Origin of the sequence: Streptococcus suis YS56, assembly GCF_000440115.1 — a bacterium.
Classification (GTDB): Bacteria; Bacillota; Bacilli; order Lactobacillales; family Streptococcaceae; genus Streptococcus; species Streptococcus suis_L.
Map to the genome: position 1 here is coordinate 1 of NZ_ALMY01000078.1, position 438 is coordinate 438.

General features: G+C 47.0%; 1 pseudogene. It reads left to right on the forward strand.

What is annotated here, in order from left to right:
- Nucleotides 1-223: 223 nt before the first annotated feature.
- Nucleotides 224-438, forward strand: a pseudogene (locus SST62_RS1000000112435) (IS66 family transposase); the annotation flags it as partial.

Genomic DNA, 438 nt, shown 5'->3' on the forward strand with positions numbered 1-438 from the left:
TTTCTTGTCTGGGAAACATGAGAAAAATGGAATTACCCTCTATCATCATGACAAACGACGGAGTGGCTTGGTTGTGGAGGAATTTCTTGGAGATTGTGCGGGTTATGTACACTGTGATATGTTACGGCAGTAACTTAGGACTTTAGTCCTTTAGTTCTGCCTATGCGATAGCAGTCCAAGGTTTAGGAGCGAAGCGACGCTAAGCTTGGTTAACTGCGAACCGCTGTCGGCCTATCGGCAGTTAGACAAGGCACAGCTGGTTGGCTGTTGGGCTCATGTCAGGAGAAAGTTTTTTGAGGCGACTCCTAAGAAGACAGACAAGACTTCTTTAGGTGCTAAGGGTTTAGCCTATTGTGACCGCCTGTTTGCCTTAGAGAATGACTGGGCAGATTTGTCTACTGAGGAACGGCGACATAAACGGCAGACAGAGTTAACTCC